This window comes from Flavobacterium sp. XGLA_31 (assembly GCF_051547105.1).
GTDB lineage: Bacteria > Bacteroidota > Bacteroidia > Flavobacteriales > Flavobacteriaceae > Flavobacterium.
The window spans coordinates 169,977-188,644 of the sequence record NZ_JBPTTM010000005.1 but is presented as its reverse complement, the minus strand read 5'-3'; the positions used below and the strand labels follow the sequence as shown (position 1 = coordinate 188,644).

At 41.9% G+C, this 18,668-nt stretch carries 15 protein-coding genes; 8 read left to right on the top strand and 7 right to left on the bottom strand.

The window, feature by feature from the left end:
* From ACSVH6_RS10810 to ACSVH6_RS10795, 4 genes are all read right to left on the bottom strand, one after another.
* On the bottom strand, nt 1-4,815 hold a 4,815-nt coding region (locus tag ACSVH6_RS10810; protein ID WP_438078357.1), incomplete at its 3' end, for a hypothetical protein.
* A 297-nt stretch (nt 4,816-5,112) separates the two neighbouring features.
* Nucleotides 5,113-5,499, bottom strand: a complete 387-nt coding sequence (locus ACSVH6_RS10805) for an HU family DNA-binding protein (RefSeq protein WP_438078355.1) — start codon at nt 5,497-5,499, stop codon at nt 5,113-5,115.
* A gap of 226 nt (nt 5,500-5,725) precedes the next feature.
* Complete coding sequence (locus tag ACSVH6_RS10800; RefSeq protein WP_438078353.1) at nt 5,726-6,844, bottom strand: GTP cyclohydrolase; 1,119 nt, start codon at nt 6,842-6,844, stop codon at nt 5,726-5,728.
* Nucleotides 6,844-7,818, bottom strand: coding sequence for a transporter (locus tag ACSVH6_RS10795; RefSeq protein WP_438078351.1), 975 nt, complete (start codon nt 7,816-7,818; stop codon nt 6,844-6,846). Before ACSVH6_RS10795 ends, ACSVH6_RS10800 begins: the two co-directional genes overlap by 1 nt.
* Nucleotides 7,819-8,062: 244 nt before the next feature.
* Here ACSVH6_RS10795 and ACSVH6_RS10790 point away from each other — a divergent pair, with 244 nt between their 5' ends.
* Genes ACSVH6_RS10790 through ACSVH6_RS10775 form a run of 4 tightly spaced genes read left to right on the top strand, consistent with a single transcriptional unit; the run spans nt 8,063 to nt 13,592 of the window.
* Complete coding sequence (locus ACSVH6_RS10790) at nt 8,063-8,311, top strand: DUF4834 domain-containing protein (RefSeq protein ID WP_438078349.1); 249 nt, start codon at nt 8,063-8,065, stop codon at nt 8,309-8,311.
* Between the two features lie 29 nt (nt 8,312-8,340).
* Nucleotides 8,341-10,821 (top strand): YfhO family protein, encoded by a 2,481-nt coding sequence (locus ACSVH6_RS10785; RefSeq protein WP_438078347.1) that lies wholly within the window; start codon nt 8,341-8,343, stop codon nt 10,819-10,821.
* Entirely contained in the window at nt 10,822-12,117 is a 1,296-nt protein-coding gene (locus ACSVH6_RS10780) for a glycosyltransferase family 4 protein (protein WP_438078345.1), read from the top strand.
* An 8-nt stretch (nt 12,118-12,125) separates the two neighbouring features.
* Entirely contained in the window at nt 12,126-13,592 is a 1,467-nt protein-coding gene (locus tag ACSVH6_RS10775; protein ID WP_438078343.1) for an oligosaccharide flippase family protein, read from the top strand.
* Here the strand turns inward: ACSVH6_RS10775 and ACSVH6_RS10770 are convergent.
* Nucleotides 13,589-13,993, bottom strand: a complete 405-nt coding sequence (locus ACSVH6_RS10770) for a response regulator (RefSeq protein WP_438078341.1) — start codon at nt 13,991-13,993, stop codon at nt 13,589-13,591. The genes ACSVH6_RS10775 and ACSVH6_RS10770 overlap by 4 nt on opposite strands.
* A gap of 203 nt (nt 13,994-14,196) precedes the next feature.
* Between ACSVH6_RS10770 and ACSVH6_RS10765 the strand changes: the two genes are divergently transcribed.
* Both ACSVH6_RS10765 and ACSVH6_RS10760 read left to right on the top strand, forming a co-directional pair.
* Entirely contained in the window at nt 14,197-15,042 is an 846-nt protein-coding gene (locus ACSVH6_RS10765; RefSeq protein WP_438078339.1) for a transketolase, read from the top strand.
* Nucleotides 15,043-15,046: 4 nt separating this feature from the next.
* Complete coding sequence (locus ACSVH6_RS10760; RefSeq protein ID WP_438078337.1) at nt 15,047-16,000, top strand: transketolase family protein; 954 nt, start codon at nt 15,047-15,049, stop codon at nt 15,998-16,000.
* Nucleotides 16,001-16,049: 49 nt separating this feature from the next.
* Here ACSVH6_RS10760 and ACSVH6_RS10755 read toward each other — a convergent pair whose 3' ends face one another.
* A complete protein-coding gene (locus ACSVH6_RS10755) occupies nt 16,050-17,132 on the bottom strand; it encodes an FKBP-type peptidyl-prolyl cis-trans isomerase (RefSeq protein ID WP_438078335.1) in 1,083 nt (360 codons plus the stop codon).
* Between the two features lie 79 nt (nt 17,133-17,211).
* Here ACSVH6_RS10755 and ACSVH6_RS10750 point away from each other — a divergent pair, with 79 nt between their 5' ends.
* Together ACSVH6_RS10750 and ACSVH6_RS10745 are read left to right on the top strand one after the other, a co-directional pair.
* Nucleotides 17,212-17,595 carry an RNA-binding S4 domain-containing protein gene (locus ACSVH6_RS10750; RefSeq protein WP_438078333.1) on the top strand — a complete coding sequence of 128 codons (384 nt, stop codon included), beginning with the start codon at nt 17,212-17,214 and terminating at the stop codon, nt 17,593-17,595.
* A 17-nt stretch (nt 17,596-17,612) separates the two neighbouring features.
* Nucleotides 17,613-18,110 (top strand): phosphoribosyltransferase family protein, encoded by a 498-nt coding sequence (locus ACSVH6_RS10745; protein WP_438078331.1) that lies wholly within the window; start codon nt 17,613-17,615, stop codon nt 18,108-18,110.
* Here ACSVH6_RS10745 and ACSVH6_RS10740 read toward each other — a convergent pair.
* Nucleotides 18,102-18,620 (bottom strand): shikimate kinase, encoded by a 519-nt coding sequence (locus ACSVH6_RS10740; protein WP_438078329.1) that lies wholly within the window; start codon nt 18,618-18,620, stop codon nt 18,102-18,104. The genes ACSVH6_RS10745 and ACSVH6_RS10740 overlap by 9 nt on opposite strands.
* Nucleotides 18,621-18,668 lie beyond the last annotated feature (48 nt).

Here is an 18,668-nt window from a genome sequence, read left to right as displayed (position 1 = left end):
ATTAGCCGGTGCATTAGTTGTTACTTCTGCAGGAGCAGTTACCGTGAAAGTACGGGTTACTGAACCACTATAACATTTATCAGTTACGTTATACGTCACACTGGTAGTTCCTCCTTGACATAAAGTCGGTGCTACCGGTTGGCCTTGGATGCTTCCTTGAGGAGCACAACCACCACTTACGCTGAAGCCGTTCAAGAACGCAGCAAACGCAGCATTAACAGCCGCTTGGTCAGCATAAGCACAAGCTGAAGCTGAAGCATTAGCCGGTGCGTTTGTTGTTACCTCTGCAGGAGCAGTCACCGTGAAGGTACGAGTTACTGAACCACTATAACATTTATCAGTTACATTATACGTCACGCTGGTCGTTCCACCTTGACATAAAGTCGGTGCTACCGGAGTACCGGTAAAGCTACCTTGCGGAGCACAACCACCACTTACGCTGAAGCCGTTTAAGAATGCAGCAAACGCAGCGTTAACAGCCGCTTGGTCTGCATAAGCACAAGCCGAAGCTGAAGCATTAGCCGGTGCATTCGTTGTTACTTCTGCAGGAGCAGTTACCGTGAAGGTACGGGTTACTGAACCACTATAACATTTATCCGTTACATTGTAAGTCACACTGGTCGTTCCACCTTGACATAAAGTTGGTGCTACCGGGGTACCGGTAAAACTGCCTTGCGGAGCACAACCACCACTTACGCTGAAGCCGTTTAAGAACGCAGCAAACGCAGCATTAACAGCAGCTTGGTCTGCATAAGCACAAGCACTCGCTGAAGCGTTAGCCGGAGCGTTTGTTGTTACCTCTGCAGGAGCAGTTACGGTGAAGGTACGGGTTACTGAACCGCTGTAACATTTATCAGTTACATTATACGTCACACTGGTCGTTCCGCCTTGACATAAAGTTGGTGCTACCGGTTGGCCTTGGATGCTTCCTTGAGGAGCACAACCACCACTTACGCTGAAGCCATTCAAGAAGGCAGCGAACGCAGCATTAACAGCCGCTTGGTCTGCATAAGCACAAGCACTCGCTGAAGCGTTAGCCGGAGCATGAGTGATTACCTCTGCAGGAGCGATTACCGTGAAAGTACGGGTTACTGAACCACTATAACATTTATCAGTTACATTATACGTCACACTGGTAGTTCCACCTTGACATAAAGTCGGTGCTACCGGTTGGCCTTGGATGCTTCCTTGAGGAGCACAACCACCACTTACGCTGAAGCCGTTCAAGAACGCAGCAAATGCAGCGTTAACAGCCGCTTGGTCTGCATAAGCACAAGCTGAAGCTGAAGCGTTAGCCGGTGCATTGGTTGTCACTTGTGCAGGAGCAGTCACCGTGAAGGTACGGGTTACTGAACCGCTGTAACATTTATCCGTTACGTTATACGTCACGCTGGTAGTTCCACCTTGACATAAAGTCGGTGCTACCGGTTGGCCTTGGATGCTGCCTTGAGGAGCACAACCACCACTTACGCTGAAGCCGTTCAAGAACGCAGCAAACGCAGCGTTAACAGCCGCTTGGTCTGCATAGGCACAAGCCGAAGCTGAAGCGTTAGCCGGTGCATTGGTTGTTACTTCTGCAGGAGCAATTACGGTGAAGGTACGGGTTACTGAACCACTATAACATTTATCAGTTACATTATACGTCACGCTGGTAGTTCCACCTTGACATAAAGTTGGTGCTACAGGGGTACCGGTAAAACTGCCTTGCGGAGCACAACCACCACTTACGCTGAAGCCGTTTAAGAACGCAGCAAACGCAGCATTAACAGCCGCTTGATTAGCATAGGCACAAGCTGAAGCTGAAGCATTAGCCGGAGCATTAGTTGTTACTTCTGCAGGAGCAATTACGGTGAAAGTACGGGTTACTGAGCCACTATAACATTTATCCGTTACATTATACGTCACACTGGTCGTTCCACCTTGACATAAAGTCGGTGCTACCGGTTGGCCTTGGACGCTTCCTTGAGGAGCACAACCACCACTTACGCTGAAGCCGTTTAAGAACGCAGCGAACGCAGCATTAACAGCCGCTTGGTCTGCATAAGCACAAGCTGAAGCTGAAGCATTAGCCGGAGCGTTCGTTGTTACCTCTGCAGGAGCAATTACCGTGAAGGTACGGGTTACTGAACCGCTGTAACATTTATCAGTTACGTTATACGTCACACTGGTAGTTCCACCTTGACATAAAGTCGGTGCTACCGGAGTACCGGTAAAGCTTCCTTGAGGAGCACAACCACCACTTACACTGAAGCCGTTCAAGAACGCAGCAAATGCAGCGTTAACAGCCGCTTGGTCTGCATAAGCACAAGCCGAAGCTGAAGCATTAACCGGAGCGTTCGTTGTTACTTCTGCAGGAGCAGTCACCGTGAAGGTACGGGTTACTGAACCGCTGTAACATTTATCCGTTACGTTATACGTCACGCTGGTCGTTCCGCCTTGACATAAAGTCGGTGCTACCGGTTGGCCTTGGATGCTTCCTTGAGGAGCACAACCACCGCTTACACTGAAGCCGTTTAAGAAGGCAGCGAACGCAGCATTAACAGCCGCTTGGTCAGCATAAGCACAAGCTGAAGCTGAAGCGTTAGCCGGAGCATTCGTTGTTACCTCTGCAGGAGCAGTCACCGTGAAGGTACGGGTTACTGAACCACTATAACATTTATCAGTTACGTTATACGTCACACTGGTCGTTCCACCTTGACATAAAGTCGGTGCTACCGGAGTACCGGTAAAGCTGCCTTGCGGAGCACAACCACCACTTACGCTGAAGCCGTTTAAGAACGCAGCAAACGCAGCGTTAACAGCCGCTTGGTCAGCATAGGCACAAGCCGAAGCTGAAGCGTTAGCCGGTGCATTGGTTGTTACTTCTGCAGGAGCAGTCACCGTGAAGGTACGGGTTACTGAACCACTATAACATTTATCAGTTACATTATACGTCACACTGGTCGTTCCGCCTTGACATAAAGTCGGTGCTACCGGAGTACCGGTAAAGCTGCCTTGCGGAGCACAACCACCACTTACGCTGAAGCCATTTAAGAACGCAGCAAACGCAGCATTAACAGCCGCTTGGTCTGCATAAGCACAAGCATTAGCTGACGCATTAGCCGGAGCATTGGTGGTCACTTCTGCAGGAGCAGTTATCGTAAAAGTTCCTGAACAAGAGGCTTGTTTTCCACAGCTGTCTGAGGCACTAAAATTAACCGTTACTGAACCTCCGGTACAAAGTACAGGAGCTACCAGATTTTCTAACCCGGAAGTAAGTAAAGTTCCATTACCACCGGTAGCGGTAAATCCGCTTACCCATGTAGCAAATGCAGCGTTTAAAGCTGTTTGATCAGCATAAGCACAAGCACTGGCATTAACATTGGAAGAACAATGAATTTCAATTGGAATACTAGGTATTACCGTTACATTAACCGGTTTAATATCATAACAACCTGCTGATGTTGTAGCCTTAATATAGTAAGTTCCTGAAGCAGACACTGCACTTGGATTTGCCAAAGGAATAGTTGCCCCTGCATCTGTCCAATAAGTCAATGTAGCTCCATTAAGAGTAGTACCGGCAGTCACTGCTGCTGCAGTCAAATCAACCGTAAGTGGAGCACATACCGGAGCCGGATCGTGTGTCACCACTGTTGGCGCCGGACTAATCGTCAAAGTACCGGTAACGGTTGGCGATTGACAGTTGTTTGGTGGTCCTCCTTGAACAACTACTGTAACGGTAGCGTTGGCCGTAGCCGGATCAATCGTATACGTATTAGAAGAGGTAAACGGACCTCCATTGAATGAATAAGTTAAAGGAGCAATACCTCCTGTAGCGGTAGCGGTAAACACAGCCGGTTGCCCCGAACATACGGTAACATTATTGATGCTAACCGCAGGACGAACATTAAACGCACCACCCACGAAGTCGTCAAGGGAGGCGGTTACTGATTGTGAGGAACGCGCTTCTAATATAAAACTTGAAAAACAAGTATTCACCAAACCTAAGCTGGTTAAATCTACCTGTCCTTCATAAAACTCATTAGTTGCATAGGTAGGATTCAAGAATGACCAACCTACCGGAATCGGATAGGAAGCCGCATTGTTTTCAGCAACAGTACCTACCAAGTTAGTCGTTTCCAGATTCCCATCGGTATTTGGAACGACACTGGAACCCGGAGTCACGGCTTGTCCGCCAATCCATCTATAGATGGTTACAGTAGCGGTAGCCCCTCCACCGGTAAAATCGGCCAAAACCAATAAATCACCACGTACATGAGGCGGTTCAAAGGTTCCACCCGGTGCCGGAGCGGTACCGTTCAATAAAAACCAAAAACCAATTTGGGCATCCCCATTGTTCGAAGTTCGGTCTCCTGCAAAATACAATATCCCGTTATTCACAACGGCAGCCGAGTTGGCGATATCGTTTTTGGCTTTGGTTTGCCCCAAAACCCAGCCCAAGTGGCCTTGACCGCCACCACCGGCTAAGAAGAAGTCTTTGGAACTGGTGAACTGAGTGTCAACTACCCCTGTCCCATAGGGATCGAGTTGGTAACTTCTCACCGGGAAATTGTTAAAATTGGAAGTATCCCAATCTGACGGATTACCATCAATAGTGATGGTTTGTGCCGTTAAAAAGTTAGAAAACAAAAAAAGCACGAATAGCAAAACTAGGCTAATCACGCGTTGACTTTTTGAATCATTACTTTCAGAGTAACTACTTTCCGAAACTGTCGTTTTGGAAAAATCCAATTTCAGGCCGTTTTTTTCACTGCCGGAGACATAACTGTCACTACAGGGAAAGCCTAAAAAATTCAATAATGTACTTTTTTTCATAATGTTAGGTATTAAGTAATACCACATCACGAATAGGTCTTTTCAGTATTTTTGGGGTTAGCCTCAAAGGTTTTTATTCTTAAAAATGGGAGTCCATTTATAAAAACAGGCAACAGTAGATTTGTTAGGGATGATAAAATTAGACAGAATTATAAGTAAATGTTAAAAAAGGCCAAAGTTTTCTACCAATCAAACCATTTCATCGATAAACGACACAAATTCAACTTTATGGCGTATTGATACAATAGCTTTCAAGGGGTTATCAGAGAAAAAAGAGTCTTCATTTTTATCTGAAAACTATCTTTTTTTGATCTTAAAGTCTAATTTTTTTAACAGTTTTTTGAAACGGTAGCCCGGGCGGTATACAATGGAAGCACTCCGAACGTTTTTGGCTGTCACCATGTTAGGCGTTTCACTACCCGTTCCTTTGAGGCTAATCTGAAAAGACCCCAAATGGCCTAAACGAACAATATTGCCCTCGGCCAAAGCTCTGGAAACCGTAGCCACCAAACTGATGACCACTGCCTGACAATCGGCTTCGGTGAGTGTGGTACTTTCGGCAATCTGCATGGAAAGCTTTTCTAAATCAACAACCCCTGTCTTGACCGCTCTGGGATAATACTTCATGGGCTGAGTGGGTTGAGTGGGACTGATTTTTCCGACGGCGGTTATTTGGATAGCCATAATCAAAAACATTTTAAAGTTACACAAGAAGTATTCTTTAAAACCTATAGCATAAAGCGTACCAAACTTGCTGAAGGCTCCGACAAACGACGGCGGTCAAATTACCAATACTTGAGCAACTTTGAAACAAATGACCGCCGTCATTTGGGAATTTGACGGCGGTCATTTTATCCGTTTCTCCGCAACTTTTCAAAAAAAGTCGGGCAATGGAAACCCGAAACAACAGCTATAAGGTTTTCATATAGGTTCTTCTTCTTCGGAATGTTACCGGATCAAAATGTTTCCACATATTATGAATGGCGTGGTTGTCTTCCAACTCCGGAGTTCGGATACAGTTTTGAATGCCTTTCGCTTTGAAGACCTTGTAGTATTCGTTAAAAACCATAGCGGTTACCCCTTTGCTTTGGTATTCCGGATCAATACCTATGAGATAGAACAATACATCCTTACTCTCTTTTTTGGCCTTGAGTAAATGGTAAAACCCGAAGGGAAACAATTTGCCTTTTGCTTTCTGCAAGGCTTCGGAAAAACTCGGCATCACGATACTGAAAGCAATCATGTTATTATTTTTATCAACGATAAACTTGATGTACTCCGGATTGATAAAGCTGATGTATTTTTTCTTGAAGTATTCTTTTTGCACCTCTGTAATGGCCACGAAAGAAGACAACCCGGCATAACTGGCATTGAACAGGTCAAACATTTTATCTACATACGGCATGATGTCCTTGGTGTTCGTGAAATTCAGCGATTCCAATTCATAGCGTTTCTTAATCAGTTCATTGGCTTTAATGAAAAAATCTGTTTTTACATTCACAAAAGAGAACCGGTTTTCGAGATATTCCTTTTCCTTCACATAACCCAAAGCCTCCAGATGCTCTTTATAATAGGGATAGTTGTACCAGGTAATCATAGATCCTATTTCATCAAAACCTTCGGTCATCACCCCTACTTTATCGAGATTGGAAAATCCCATTGGGCCTTCCACATACTCTAAATGGTGCTTTCTGCCCAGCTCGTATACTTTTTCGAGCAGCGCTTTGGTCACTTCCACATCATCCACAACGTCCCACCAACCGAAACGCACTTTCTTTTTTTGCTGGTCGTTGACTTCATTCCAATTGATGATGGCGGCAATTCGGCCTACAAGGGTATCGTTCTTATAAGCCAGATAAAACGTAGCCTCTGCAGTAGCAAAGGCCGGATTTTTGGTTTTATCAAAAGTCTCCAGTTCATCGTTAATCAACGGCGGAACCCAATACGGATGGTTTTTATACAGTAAAAAAGGAAATTTCACAAAGGCTGTGAGCAGCTTTTTAGTGTTGGCTTCAACTATGGTAATCATTATTTGGTGTTTTCTAATTCAACTTCGTCTTTGCGTTTTTTACCTTTATCTTTTTTAGATTTTTTATCTTTTTTGTCTTTCTTGTCCTTAATTTCTTTTTTATTAACTCGTTTGTAGTTCGTTTCATAATTGGCATCAAAACGCCATGAAGCTCCTACACTACCATACAATAAGGACGGTGTTTCTTTTACATTTTTACCCAATGAAAGATCCAACTGAATATTCTCTCTGACCAAATAAGCCGCTCCCAATCTGAAAACAGTATCGGCATAATAATCGCTTTTATAGCCCTGAAGCTCCAGGAAGCCCGACCAACGCATATTGAACCCTCGGGTCATGGTCGCAATGATACCGTAGGTAGGGAATTTGGTCGTGAACTTGTCCGCCAATATATTGGTTACAAAAACCCAGTGTTTCCCAAATTGGTTTTGGGTAATCACCATGACTTTCGGGCTGATTTTGGCATCGCCGTCAAAAGTAAAAGGATTGGTACCCAACTGCAGATTGAAACCACCATAGACCGCTACTGCCGGAATAAAATCATCCCAATGAAAACTGTGATTGGCTTTCCAACTGTACAAATTGGGTTTGTCTTCCTTTAAGAAGGGATCGTAAACCAAATACTTGGCTCCCAACGTAAACTGTTTAAACCCACCTCTTGTGTCGTTTATCAAAGGAGCCTGATACCAATCGTATTGGTATTGGGTATTCAAATTAAATTCAAACTGGTCAAAAAAAGCACCATAACGCAGGTCAACTTCTGTACCGAAACCATTGGCTTCATAGCGGAGCAAATCGTGTTTTTCCCTAACGGCATATACCCCGCCTTCTGCCTGAATGACGGTTTTACCCACAGAGAAAGCCGACATCGATTCACCCGGTCTGTTGGAATTGATTATATCGGTGTATTGGGCGTATTGTGTAGTTGAAAGCAGGAGAAAGCCAAGAAGAAACAGTCTTTTTAGGGTCATCATGATGAGTGAGTTTTAAGCGTTGAAACTTAGTGTTTCAAAAGTAGTATTTTTTATTGATTCCAGAAACTTTGACCCTTTGATATTATCAAATATCACGAACTATGGTTCGTGTACCTGACTGCCACTGGCAGTCCTCCTCTTAATCTGCTTTGCCAGTTCGCTGCGCTCGTGTCAAATATTTAAGAAGTCAAAGCGAAAATTGCATTGTGGAAATTCGTATTTTTGACAAAAAATAATTTAAACGATGGAAACCGCATCATTCAGTGGTCTGTTAGATACCATTTTATTCATCTTTGCTTTTTACTACATCATGAAGTTTTTAGCGCGTTTGTTTTTACCGATGATGGCACAAAAAATGATGGATAAAGCGGCAGAACAATTTCAACAGCAACAACAAAGCTACCAACAACACACTACCCAAACCCCAACACCTGAAACACCGAAATCCAAAAAAATCGTCGGCGAGTACGTTGATTTTGAAGAAGTCGAATAGTCAAAACCTTTCTTTTCAAACCAAAATAAATGAAGCAACTTCAAAAGTTTTACCCGCATCTGTTAGCCATTATCGGTTTTATCCTCATTTCTTTAGTTTACTTTTATCCTGTGCTGCAAGGCAAGAAAATAGCCCAGTCTGATATCGTACAATATACCGGAATGGCCAAAGAGCAGAATGATTTTCGTGCCGAATACCACACCGAACCGTACTGGACCAATTCCGCTTTTGGCGGTATGCCCACCTATCAGTTGGGGGCCAATTACCCACACGATTACATCGGAAAGCTGGATGACCTGATTCGCTTCCTGCCCCGTCCGGCCGATTATTTGTTCTTATACTTTTTAGGCTTTTACTCTTTATTATTGGTATTAAAAACCGACCCGCTCAAGGCTTTTATAGGAGCCTTAGCCTTTGGGTTTTCCACCTATTTAATTGTCATTCTGGGTGTGGGACACAATGCCAAAGCGCATGCTATAGGCTATATGCCTCTGGTCGTGGCCGGGTTTATCCTCGTCTTTAAGAAGCGCTATTTCCTTGGCGGGGTATTGACCATGTTGGCTGTGGCATTGGAAATCAATGCCAATCACTTTCAGATGACTTATTACCTGCTGTTGCTTTTATTGATTTTAGGCAGTTACTTTTTATATCAACTTATCAAAACAAATGATTTAAAATCTTTACCCAAAATAGCCGCTACCTTCTTGGTGGCCGTCACTCTTGCAGTAGGTGTAAATGCAGCCAATTTACTGGCAACCAAAGAATACACCGATTTTAGTATGCGTGGCAAAAGCGAGCTGACGTTCAAACCGGACGGTTCTAAAAACGACGAAACTTCTTCAATGTCTAAAGACTACATCACGGAGTACAGCTACGGTTTGGCAGAAAGCTTCAACCTTATTGCGCCTCGTCTGTTCGGAGGAGGCAACACTGAAAAAATCAGTACCGACAGTAAATTATATGAGTTTGTATTGAATCAGGGAGCATCAGAAGAAGAAGCCAAACAATTTGTAGAAACGGCTCCCACCTATTGGGGAGACCAACCGATAGTGGCAGCTCCGGCGTATATTGGGGCTGTGGTGTTTTTCCTTTGTGTTTTGGCCTTATACCATGACAAACGCAAAATCAAATATGCTTTCTTAGCCGGTGCTCTGGCGTCCTTATTGTTGTCGTGGGGAAAAAACTTCCCGGGCTTGACCAACTTCTTTATCGAATATGTACCGTTGTATGATAAGTTCAGAGCGGTTTCATCCATACAGGTCATTTTGGAACTGTGCATTCCGGTCTTGGCCATCATGGGATTGCATTCGTTTTTTAAAGACACTGAAAACCAGAAAAAGTCATTGCTTTATACAGCAGGTACATCGATAGGTTTACTTGTTATTTTATTTTTAGCCAAAAGCATGTTCTCTTTTACCGGGTCCAATGACAGTTATTACGTTCAGGCCTATGGCAAAGAAATGGGAACCGCTTTTGTAGATGCCTTAAAAGCTGACCGGGCGACTTTATATTCGGCTGATTTGTTGCGTTCCGGATTCCTGATGCTGGTGGTCTTTGCCTGCCTTTGGTTCTTCTTAAAAGGGAAACTCAAACAAAACACAGCAGTTATCCTCATCGGAATTTTTATGATTGGAGACTTGTTCTTTATCGACAAAAACTACGTGAGCAACACCCCAAAACAGTTTGCCTCGGCACATGAAGTGGAACAACCTTTCCAATCAACCCCGGCTGATGAAGAGATTCTGAAAGACAAATCCATCTACCGCGTGTATGAATTGCAGGGACGATTACAGGGACGAACTTCGTATTTCCACAAAGCAGTGGGCGGTTACAGCGCCGTACGTCCTCGCCGTTACGAACAGGTCTTTGATTATATCATCGACAGGCAACTGAACGATTTGGGTAAAAATATCGACCCGCAAACCCTAACGTTGACTGCCGACATTCCTATGTTGAATGCCTTAAATGTCAAATACCTTTTGGTGGAAGTCAAAGACGGACAAAGTGTGCCGATTACCAACCCACACATCAATGGCAATGCTTGGTTTATCTCGGAACTGAAAAAAGTAAACTCAGCCGATGAAGCCATAAAGACCTTAGAAAAGGCAGACACCAAAAAAGTCGCCATTTATGAAGCGGAACCTTTAGTTAAAAGCATCGGTCTGCAAAAATTCACCAAAGACAGTCTGGCCTCGATACAGATAAATGATTACAAACCGAATCACATCCGCTATACTTCCAATAATGCCAATGACGGATTTGCCGTGTTTTCCGAAACCTATTACAAAGACGGTTGGAAAGCTACTATTGACGGAAAAGACGCTTCGATTTACAGAGTAGATTATGTGTTGCGCGGATTGGAAATTCCTAAAGGAAAACACACTATTGAATTCAGGTTTGAGCCGCAAGTGGTAAAAACAGGAGGCAACATTGCCTTGTTCAGTACATTCGGGATGCTATTGGTGATTATCGGCGGAATTTATTTTGAACAAAAGAAAAAGAAGGAGTAAATGGCCGAGCCCAAAAAACTTTTAATCATCACGTATTACTGGCCACCGGCAGGCGGACCCGGGGTACAGCGTTGGTTGAAGTTTGTCAAGTATCTTCCTGATTTCAACATACAACCGATTGTTTATATCCCGGAGAATCCCACCTACCCGATTGTTGATACGGGTTTGGTTAGCGAGGTTTCTGACCAAGCCATTATCCTCAAAAACAAGATTGTTGAGCCTTATGGTTTTGCTTCGTTTTTCTCTAAAAAGAAGACTAAAAAAATCAGTTCAGGGATTATTCCGAATCAGAAAAAACAATCCTTTTTAGAAAAAACACTGCTTTGGATACGCGGGAATATTTTTATTCCCGATGCCCGTTTTCTGTGGGTAAAACCATCGGTAAAATACCTAAAAAAATACATCGAAGAAAACCATATAGACACCATAGTAACCTCGGGACCACCACACAGTTTGCATCTCATAGGCCTGCAACTAAAAAAGGATTTGGATATCACCTGGCTGGCTGACTTTAGGGATCCTTGGACTACTATTGGGTACCACAAGGCGCTGAAACTTTCGTCTTATGCCGAGAAAAAACACAAAGCGCTGGAAAAAGAAGTACTAAATTCAGCCGATACCATCATTGTTACCAGTAAAACCACCAAGGCGGAATTTAGTGCTCTGACTTCTAAATCCATAGAGGTCATTACGAACGGCTATGATGTGGAAAAAATAGAAAAACAACCTTTGGATGAAAAATTCACCGTAGCGCATATCGGTTCGTTTTTATCCGATCGAAACCCCCGTATTTTATGGAAAGCTTTACAGGAATTGGTCAAGGAAAACAAAGACTTTAAGGCTGCTTTTCGTTTAAAATTAATTGGCGCTACCAGTCAGGAAGTACTGGACACGATTACTGAATTCAGATTACAGGATTATGTTGACAATCTGGGTTATCTTTCCCATCAGGAAGCCGTAGCACACCAACGCAAATCACAGGTTTTGCTTCTTATTGAAATTGATTCGGAAGACACTAAAAGCATTATTCCGGGGAAATTGTTTGAGTATATGGTTTCCGAAAGACCTATAGTCGCGATTGGTCCTGAAGGCTCTGACTTTGCCGAAATCATTACCACAACCAACACCGGAGTTTTCTTTACTTATGATGAAAAAGAAAAACTGAAATCACTACTTTTAAAATACTTTCTGGAGTACCAAAATCAAAATTTAAAAGTGCATGCCGTGGGGTTACAACAGTATTCCCGAAAGAGTTTAACGACGCAATTGGCAAAACTCATCACTTACCATTCATAAATTCGAAAATGGGAATCGTACAAAGTCAATCGATTAAAAATACCATCATTACCTTTCTGGGATTCGGAATTGGTGCGGTGAACGCCTTGTTTTTGTACACCAATTTTTTAGGGAAACTGCATTACGGAATTGTTGCAACCATCCTTTCCGGTGCCAATATTATGATGCCTTTGATGGCTTTTGGGGCTCAAAACACTTTAATTCGTTTCTTTTCCTCTTATAAAAATCAAAAAGAGCGCGACGAGTTTCTCACTTTCATGCTCTTTCTGCCGTTGTTCTTTATTATTCCGCTGGGGTTTGGATTTTATTTTTTCTATGATGCCATTTCGCAAAGCTGGGTTAGTGAAAACCCAACCTTGCGTCCCTTCTTTTGGCTTATTCCGGTCGTAGGTTTATTTATGGCCTATTTTGAAGTGTTCTATGCCTGGGCTAAAGTTCACATGCAATCCGTGATTGGAAATTTTATCAGTGAAGTTCTCGTTCGTTTTATTGTCATGCTGTTGCTGATTGCCGTTCACTTTGATTGGCTGTCCAAAGACACCTTTGTGTATTGTGTTGCCCTGGCCTATTTTGCGCAATTACTCGGGATGAAACTCTATGCCATTTCAGTAAAAATGCCCGTGTTGCGATTTGTCATTCCTGATAACGTCAAGGAAATTATTTATTATTCGTTGTTTATAATTGTCTCCGGTGGTGTGGCCGTCATGCTGGTGGATTTTGACAAGGTGATGATTCCGCAATACAAAGACATCAGTCAAAATGCCCTGTATGCTGTTGCTATATTTATTTCAACAGTCATCGCTGTTCCGAGCCGCGCCATGACCCAAATCATAGCGCCCATAACCGCCCGCTTAATGGTAGAGGAAAAGTACGATGAGTTGAATGAATTGTACAAAAAAAGCGCCATAAACCTTCAGGTCATCGGTGGATTTATCATGTTGCTGATTTTTGTAAACATTAAAGAAATGTACCTCCTTATCCCTAAGGATTACAGTGGGGGTATCGTTGTGGTGTTTCTTATCGGATTATCCAAATTTTATGATGTCCTGTTAGGCAATAACAACTCTATCATTGTAAATACCCGTTACTATCGGACTGTACTTTTGTTCGGAGTACTCACTGTAGTCCTGATGATTGCGCTCAATATGATTTTTATTCCGTTGTACGGTATCGAGGGCTCCGCTTTTGCGACCTTGATTACGGTAGCCATTTACAATACAACGAAGTTGTTCTTTGTGGTCAAAAAAATAAACTTATATCCGTTTACCTATAAGACGTTGCAATCGCTCGGTATTTTGGTTCTGTGCTTTCTATTGTTTTACTTTTGGGATTTCCCTTTTCTCCCCATTATTAATATTGGCCTGAAATCGATTTTGATTGGCATACTCTACCTGTATCTGAACTACCGTTTTGCGATATCAGACGATATTAATACCGTAGTCCATCCTTATCTTGTGAAAATGAAGTTGTTTTAACCTACTTCCTTTTCATCATCAAAATAACTGTTGAGCACTTCTTCAACGGCCGCCTTGTAGTCGTGAACGTGGGATTTTTTCATGAGATAATTGACCCCCAGTTCCGAAAAATGGCGAACCAGCTTTTTAGGATAAGCTCCTGAAACCATTACAATGGGAATGTGTTTTAATGTATCCGAGCGTTTGATAACCTCCAAAATCTCCTGCCCGTTGAGGATGGGCATGTGCACATCCAGAAAAATCAAATCCGGTTTTTCCTCTTTTAATTCCAGAGTCATCAGAAGTCTGCCGCCATCCGTAAATCCTTTGACAATATGACCGAGGCTCTCTGCGACCTCCTTAAAAAAATCAACATCTTCGATATCGTCGTCTAAATAGTAAATAGTTTGTGTCGTTCTCATATTCAATACATTTGGGATGACGTAAAGTTACTCAAAGCTTCTTCCCCATTATTATAAAATAACATTTCTTTATTACACAATTCCAACTTCTGTTTTTTGGTACCGCTCGGTATTGATAACCCTTTAATAACTAATTACTAAAACTTTTGCCTTTGGCGAAAAATAAAATTACTTTTGAACCCGAATAATTTTAACTACATGCAATGGCTAACATTCAACAACTAACAGATTTTACAACACAAGTCAGAAGAGACATTCTTCGCATGGTACACGCTGTAAATTCAGGGCATCCGGGTGGTTCACTAGGCTGTACCGAATTCCTAACTGTATTGTACCAACATCAAATGAAAAGAAATCCTGGATTCAACATGGACGGGATTGGTGAGGATTTGTTTTTCCTTTCCAATGGTCACATTTCTCCTGTTTTCTATAGTGTTTTAGCACGCAGTGGCTATTTCCCTGTATCGGAATTGGCTACTTTCAGAAAATTGAATACCCGTTTACAAGGACATCCGACTACTCATGAAGGACTACCAGGGGTTCGAATTGCTTCCGGTTCATTAGGACAAGGCTTGTCAGTGGCTATTGGCGCCGCACAAGCTAAGAAGCTCAACAGTGACAACCACATCGTTTATTCCTTACACGGTGACGGAGAATTGCAGGAAGGACAAAACTGGGAGGCCATTATGTATGCATCTGCCAAAAAGGTTGATAATTTGATTGCTACTATAGATTACAACGGACAGCAAATTGACGGTTCTACCAATGAAGTGTTGAATATGGGCAATATGAAAGCCAAATTTGAAGCATTTGATTGGGACGTCTTGGAAATCAAAGAAGGAAACAACATTGAAGCCATTATAAAAGGAATGGAAGAAGCCAAAAGCCGCACCGGAAAAGGAAAACCGGTTTGTATTTTATTACACACGGTAATGGGTAATGGTGTTGACTTTATGATGCATACCCACGCTTGGCACGGTAAAGCCCCAAATGACGAACAATTAGCTAACGGATTGGCACAAAATGCCGAAACTCTAGGAGATTATTAAAACTATGAAAAAATACGAAAATACAGGAAGTAAAGACACCCGTTCCGGATTCGGGGCAGGTATGACTGAGTTAGGGCAGAAAAATGAAAATGTGGTAGCCCTATGTGCCGACTTAATCGGATCATTAAAGTTTGATGATTTCAAAAAAAATCATCCGGAACGCTTTTTTCAAATCGGAATTGCCGAAGCCAACATGATTGGCATTGCAGCAGGATTAACTATAGGCGGTAAAATTCCGTTTACCGGAACTTTTGCTAACTTTTCTACAGGAAGAGTATATGACCAAATACGTCAATCAGTAGCTTACTCAGATAAAAACGTTAAGATTTGTGCGTCTCACGCCGGATTAACTTTAGGAGAAGACGGAGCTACCCACCAAATTTTGGAAGATATTGGTTTGATGAAAATGTTGCCGGGCATGACCGTAATCAATACTTGTGATTACAACCAAACGAAAGCTGCTACCATTGCTTTGGCAGACCATCACGGTCCGGCCTATTTGCGTTTTGGCCGTCCGGTGGTGCCTAACTTCACGCCTGCAGACGAACCTTTCGTGATTGGGAAAGCAATTATGCTGAATGAGGGAACCGATGTAACCATTATTGCTACCGGGCATTTGGTTTGGGAAGCCTTAATTGCAGCAGAAAAACTGGAAGCTAAGGGCATTTCTGCAGAGGTTATCAATATTCACACGATTAAACCTTTGGACGATGAAGCTATTTTAAAATCGGTAGCCAAGACCGGTTGTGTTGTCACTGCCGAAGAGCACAATTTCCTGGGAGGTTTGGGCGAAAGTGTGGCACGATTGTTAACCCTGAACAATCCAAAACCACAAGAGTTTGTAGCCGTCAATGACAGCTTCGGTGAAAGTGGTACTCCGGAACAGCTGATGGAAAAATACAAACTGAACAATCAGGCGATTGTGGAAGCTGTTGAAAAAGTTCTAAAAAGAAAATAAAAAATATTCTAAATAAAAAAAGCCGCTTACAGCGGCTTTTTTTATTGTTTTATTGACAGTTTGGATCACGATGTTTTCTCAATCTTGTCGGAGAAGTATAATCATTGGAACAACTTGGTATTCCCTGCATTTCATTTACATAAATTGTCAAAGGATCATCAACTGCCGCTCCATCAAACGGATAAGTTCGAACAACATTATCGGCGCCGGTATATTTTATTTCATTTTTAGTATATACTCCGTCATTATCATCATCAGAATCCAAATAATCCGGAATCTCATCAGTTGGCCAAAAGTTTATACCGTCAGGTTTCAGTACCGCAATACCGTCAGTATTATCCGGATTCGTTACTCCTGTTTCCAATTTATAAACATAACCGTCACCGTCTAAATCTTCCTGGTATGAAGGAATTCCATCACCATCTTGGTCGTTTCGTTGAACTTCATACAATTTAACATTAAAAATAAGTGGTGAATACGACGGTATTCCCGCAATAGCTGATCCATAATAAGCCAATCCTGAAGGGATGAACATAAGACCGGCTCCAAAATTACTATAGCTAATTGTTCCGTCCGGGTTGCTTACATAATCTCCGGTTTTAAATTTCGGAAAAATTTCACTCCAGCCCCTTATAGTTGTAGATAAATTTAAATAAACCGGATTAATTTTTTCTTCAAACATTTTAGAATTGTATGTAGTGATTGATTGATCACCAACTGTTTTTGTTGAAGTATAGATATACTCACCGTGATACGCTGAATATACATTATCAACATTACAAGGTGACTTACTTTTTGTACCCGAACCTTGTTGAAATTCAAAATAGTAGATTTTATATTCCACATCAACATCAGCCTGTTTTACTGTAACAGTCCTTACTTTTCTTTCGTATGTAGTTTGGTCCCAAATGGATACTTCGGTACCTCCAGAAGGTATTTCAGTAAAAGTCACATCAAAGTTTGACGACACTTCCATATGGTGTGACTTCATGAATGCCTCAATATTTGCCATATCCGTAATATTTTGTGCGGAATAATCACGAAGTGGTTCCGTACTGCTGTCGCTTTTCGAACAGGAAACGACCAATAAACACAGTGATGATACAACTATTGATTTGAAAAAATTATTCATTTTTATTTGCTTTTTAAGCGCGCAAGATACAATATTGATTTATTTTTGTAAACAATTTAACGTCGATTTTGGAAAAAAAATGAGAGTGGATAAATATCTGTGGTGCGTTCGCTATTACAAAACCAGAAACATGGTCACCGAAGCTTGCCGGAAAAATCAAATAACCGTGAATGGTCAGGTAGCTAAGGCCTCCCGAGAGGTTTTCCCTACTGATAAAATCACTTTCAGAAAAGATCAAATTACTTATGAAATAACCGTTTTAGATATCCCCGGCAACAGGGTTGGTGCCAAGTTAGTGGATATGTATCGCAAAGACGACACCCCACCTGAAACGTTTGCTCATCTGGAACTTTTGAAACTTTCCAAAGAACATTATCGCAAAACAGGAACCGGAAGACCTACCAAAAAAGACAGAAGGGATTTGGAGGATTTTGAATTTGACATCGAAGAAGACGAAAACTAAAAAACAACATACAGCCAATGCAACTAAACCTCATTTTAGACCACCAACAAATTGAAAATAAAATACGTCGCATCGCCTATCAAATCTATGAAACCTTTGCCGATGAGAACGAAATTGTTTTAGCCGGAATTGCCAGCAATGGCTATGTTCTAGCTCAAAAAATCAATGCGGTTTTAAGCAATATTTCAGACATCAAAGTAACTTTGTGTGAAGTTAAAATAGACAAGCAAAATCCATTTAACCCCATCAGCACATCCATTTCTAAAGAAGTCTACAGCGGCAAGTGCATTGTATTGGCAGATGATGTTTTGAATTCGGGAACTACTTTGGTTTACGGGGTAAAACATTTTCTGGAGGTTCCTGTAAAAAAATTCAAAACCGTTGTTCTGGTTGACCGCAATCACAAAAAATTCCCAGTAAAAGCGGACTTTAAAGGTATTTCACTTTCCACATCTTCCAAAGAACATGTAAATGTAGTTTTTGAAACAGACAACAGTTACGCCTACTTAACTTAATATGTGTAGAATTTCTTCAGTAATGGTTTCAGGGCTGTTGTTGTCAATGTCTATCTTATGTGTCGCCTGATTGTAGAAATAACTTCTGTCAAAGAGATTTTTGGCAATAAATTCTTTGAGCTGTTTTTCAGACTGTTCCGCAATCAAAGGGCGATGATTTTTTTCCTTTTTAAGGCGGTCAAAAATTGTAGCAATGGAAGCCTTAAGGTAAATTGAATCCTTGCCTTCCCCGTTTAAAAACAAATGATTATCGGCATAACAGGGAGTTCCTCCTCCGGTACTGATAATCAAAGGCTCATCGCTTTCTGCGAGTTTTTTAAAAAGAGTGTGTTCCAGTTTACGAAAATAGATTTCGCCTTTGGTTTGAAAAATTGCAGTTATCGACATTCCGGCTTCATTTTCTATGATTTCATCTAAATCCACCCATTTCATTTTCATTTTTTTGGCCAATAATTGGGCAATTGTAGTCTTACCTACCCCCATATAACCTATCAAAATAATTTTCCGCATTACAATAAAACCTTATAAATTAAGCCGTTAACAAGCGTTGAGAAAAAA